The 3,369-nt window shown below is 71.7% G+C and carries 4 protein-coding genes and 1 pseudogene; 1 reads left to right on the top strand and 4 read right to left on the bottom strand.

What is annotated here, in order from left to right; genetic code table 11:
* The 4 genes from B2P18_RS17980 to B2P18_RS17965 all read right to left on the bottom strand — a co-directional run.
* The coding region (locus B2P18_RS17980; protein WP_286961809.1) for an aminotransferase class I/II-fold pyridoxal phosphate-dependent enzyme at positions 1-348 on the bottom strand (348 nt) is incomplete at its 3' end.
* 81 nt (positions 349-429) lie between these two features.
* Entirely contained in the window at positions 430-1,488 is a 1,059-nt protein-coding gene (tdh, locus tag B2P18_RS17975) for an L-threonine 3-dehydrogenase (RefSeq protein WP_019286052.1), read from the bottom strand.
* A gap of 102 nt (positions 1,489-1,590) precedes the next feature.
* Positions 1,591-2,253 (bottom strand): MBL fold metallo-hydrolase, encoded by a 663-nt coding sequence (locus B2P18_RS17970; protein ID WP_029210489.1) that lies wholly within the window; start codon positions 2,251-2,253, stop codon positions 1,591-1,593.
* Entirely contained in the window at positions 2,250-2,987 is a 738-nt protein-coding gene (locus B2P18_RS17965; protein ID WP_029210490.1) for a maleylpyruvate isomerase family mycothiol-dependent enzyme, read from the bottom strand. The genes B2P18_RS17970 and B2P18_RS17965 overlap by 4 nt, the downstream gene beginning before the upstream one ends.
* Before the next feature lie 86 nt (positions 2,988-3,073).
* Here B2P18_RS17965 and B2P18_RS17960 point away from each other — a divergent pair.
* A pseudogene (locus tag B2P18_RS17960) lies at positions 3,074-3,369 on the top strand (excinuclease ABC subunit A); the annotation flags it as partial.

Raw genomic sequence — 3,369 nt, 5'->3', positions numbered from 1 at the left:
ACCGCCGTTGGCGTCGAAGCACGAGCTGTAGAGGATCGTGTCCTCCGTCCCCAGGAAGTCGGACAGCGCGGCCTCCAGGTCCTTGTGCTGGCTCTGGGTGCCGCAGATGAACCGGACGCTGGCCATCCCGAAGCCCCACTCGCGCAACGCCTCCGCGGCGGCCCGCTCCACCTCGGGGTGGTCGGCCAGCCCCAGGTAGTTGTTGGCGCAGAAGTTGAGGGCCTCTGCGCGGTTGGTGGTGACGTGCGCCGACTGGGGGCTGGTCAGCTGCCGCTCGGACTTCCACAGACCCGCGTCCTTGATCTCCTGCAGGGTGGTGGCGAGCTCGTCCTTCGTCGTTCCGTACATCGGGTCTCCTTGGGTGCGTGAGGGATCGGGCAGCAGCTCGGGTCGGGGGCGGGTCCGGCCGGGACGGACGGCGCGCGAGGGTCAGTCGGCGATCTCGAGGACGACCTTGCCGCACTCGCCCGAGCGGGCCGCCGCCCAGGCCTCGGGCCACTGCTCCAGCCCGACGCGGTGGGTGATGACCGACCGCACGGCGTCGCGCAGGGCGGCGCTCGTCTGCAGCATGAAGGTCATGTGGTACCACGTCTCGAACATCTCGCGGCCGTAGATGCCCTTGATCGTGAGCATGTGCGTGATGACGGTGCCCCAGTCGACGGGGAAGCCCTCCTTGGGCAGGCCCAGCATCGAGATCTTGGCGCCGAAGTTGCAGTTGTCGATCATGGCCTTCATCGCGGCGGGGGCGCCGGACATCTCCATGCCGAGGTCGAAGCCCTCGGTCATGCCGAGCTCGCGCTGCACGTCGCTCAGGGACTCGCGACCGACGTTGACCACTCGCGTCGCCCCGGCCCCGGAGGCCAGCCCGAGGCGGAAGTCGCTGAGGTCGGTCACCACGACGTGGCGGGCGCCGGCGTGCCGGGCGATCGCCGCGGCCATCACCCCGATGGGTCCGGCGCCGGTGATGAGCACGTCCTCCCCGACCATGGGGAACTGCAGGGCCGTGTGCGTGGCGTTGCCGAAGGGGTCGAACAGCGCACCCAGCTCGGGGTCGATGTCGTCGGGCTGCACCCAGACGTTGGTGGCCGGGACGACCACGTGGTCGGCGAACGCACCGTCGCGGTTGACGCCGATGCTGCTGGTGTGGAGGCACATGTGTCGCCGCCCGGCGCGGCAGTTGCGGCACATCCCGCACACGACGTGGCCCTCGACCGAGCAGCGCTGGCCGACCTGGAGGTTGCCCGACCCGTGGGCCGTCACGACGTCGTCGGCGATGTCGACGATCTCGCCGTAGAACTCGTGCCCCAGGGTCATGGGTGGGCGGACCATCGACGCCGCCCAGTCGTCCCACTGCTCGAGGTGCAGGTCCGTGCCGCACAGACCGGCCCGCAGGACCCGGATCTTGACCTCGCCCGGACCGACCTGGGGCTCAGGGACCTCTCTCAGCTCGAGACCGGGACCGGCGTGGGGCTTGACGAGCGCGCGCATGAGGACACTTCCTTGAGAGATTCTCCGTCGAACACCGAGGACGGCGCCAAACCTAACGGCTGGACCGGGCAGGTCCCACCGCGGGGTGGGGCCGGCCGGCCGTCACCAGCGGCGGGCACGCCACTCGTCGAGGTTGGGACGCTCCGCGCCCAGGGTGGTGTCGCCGCCGTGGCCGGGATAGACCCAGTCCGCGTCGTCGTACTCCTCGAAGATGCGGGCCTCGACGTCGTCGATGAGCTGGTCGAAGGACTGGCCGGGGTTCTTGGTGTTGCCGACGCCACCGGGGAACAGGCTGTCGCCCGTGAACAGGTGCGAGTCGCCCTCGGGGTCGTCGTAGGCGAGGGCGATCCCGCCGGGCGTGTGGCCGCGCAGCTCGATGACCCTGAGGGTGCTCTCGCCGAGGGTGATCGTGTCACCGTGCGCGAGCTCGCGGTCGGGGCGGACCGGCAGCGCCGCGCCGTCCGCCGCGGAGGCGGCGGTCTCGACGCCGGTGTCCTCCACGACGTCCTTGAGCGCCCGCGTGTGGTCCCAGTGCTGGTGGGTCGTGACGAGCAGGTCCAGCCGGCCCGTGCCCTCGGCCACCAGGGCGGTGATCCGGCCGGCGTCGTCGGCGGCGTCGACCAGCAGCTGCCGGCCGGTCGCCCGGTCGGTGAGCAGGTAGACGTTGTTGTGCATGGACGACACCGCGGCCTTGCGGATGGTCAGGTGCGGCAGCTCGCGCACGTCGCTGGGGCCGCCGGGGGCGACGTCGCCGGTGTAGGTCACGGAAGGTCCTCCATGGGTGTGAGGTCGGGGAGCTGGTCGGGGGAGGGAGCAACGATCTGGTCGGGTCGTCCACGGACGAGCCACAGGAGCAGGCCCGCCCGAGGCCCGCTGACGGTGGGGCGGCCGTCACCGACGGCGACGACGTCGCGCTCGTCGGTGCGCAAGGTCATCGACGGGCAGCGCGCGTCGGCCCGCAGGTCCGCGACGGCCTCGTCGAACCAGCGCCGCACGGCCTGGGGCGGGGCGTCCGCGAAGGTGTGGCCCGCGTCGAGGTCGACGTGGTGCCACACGACCTCGCGGAGCCGGTGACCGGGGAGGTCGGCACCCGCCAGCCTGGTCATGGCCGCGGGGTCGTTGCCGGCCTGGGCGGTCTGGGTCAGCGCGGCCTCGGGCATGGCCGCGAGGGCGTCGACGATCTGCTGGGAGGTGTCGCGCAGCTCGGTGAGCAGGTCGTCGTACGACGACGCCGCGCCCCGCTCGATGTCGGCGTCCCGCTCCTCGCGCGAGGGGTACATCGGCGTCGGGTCGCCCTCGACGGTCGCCACGAGGTTGAGCATCGCCCGCGCGTTGCGGCTGACGTGGCTGATCACGTGGGCCCGGCTCCAGCCCTCGCACAGCGACGGGTGCCGTATGCCGTCCGCGCCCAGCGCCTCGACGGTGGCGACGAGGCGCGCCGACTCCACCCGCAGCAGCGCGAGGTCGGCGGCGTGCTGCTGGGCCGGGGCGTCCGTCATACGGACAAGACTAGACGAGCCGGGGGAGAGGTGCCTGCCAGCGCGCGAGCGCCCGGGGCGAGGTGCCGCGGTGTCAGGGAGGGGGTATGTCGGTGGTGGCCCCTAGCATTGCGGACGTGCCTGATGCTTCTGTCGCCCCTCGCCGCGCCCACGACCGCCTGATCGTCCGTGGAGCGCGCGAGCACAACCTCCGCAACGTCTCGGTCGACCTGCCGCGCGACTCCCTGGTGGTCTTCACCGGGCTGTCGGGCTCGGGCAAGTCGTCGCTGGCGTTCGACACGATCTTCGCCGAGGGCCAGCGTCGCTACGTCGAGAGCCTGTCCGCCTACGCCCGTCAGTTCCTCGGCCAGATGGACAAGCCCGACGTCGACTTCATCGAGGG

Origin of the sequence: Arsenicicoccus sp. UBA2120, from assembly GCF_002330965.1 — a bacterium.
Classification (GTDB): Bacteria; Actinomycetota; Actinomycetes; order Actinomycetales; family Dermatophilaceae; genus Arsenicicoccus; species Arsenicicoccus bolidensis.
This window is presented reverse-complemented; position numbering and strand designations above follow the sequence as displayed.

Bases quoted from the DNA above. Each gene is read 5' to 3' on its own strand.
- tdh (WP_019286052.1), bottom strand. From the start codon at position 1,488: ATGCGCGCGCTCGTCAAGCCCCACGCCGGTCCCGGTCTCGAGCTGAGA.
- B2P18_RS17965 (WP_029210490.1), bottom strand. From the start codon at position 2,987: ATGACGGACGCCCCGGCCCAGCAGCACGCCGCCGACCTCGCGCTGCTG.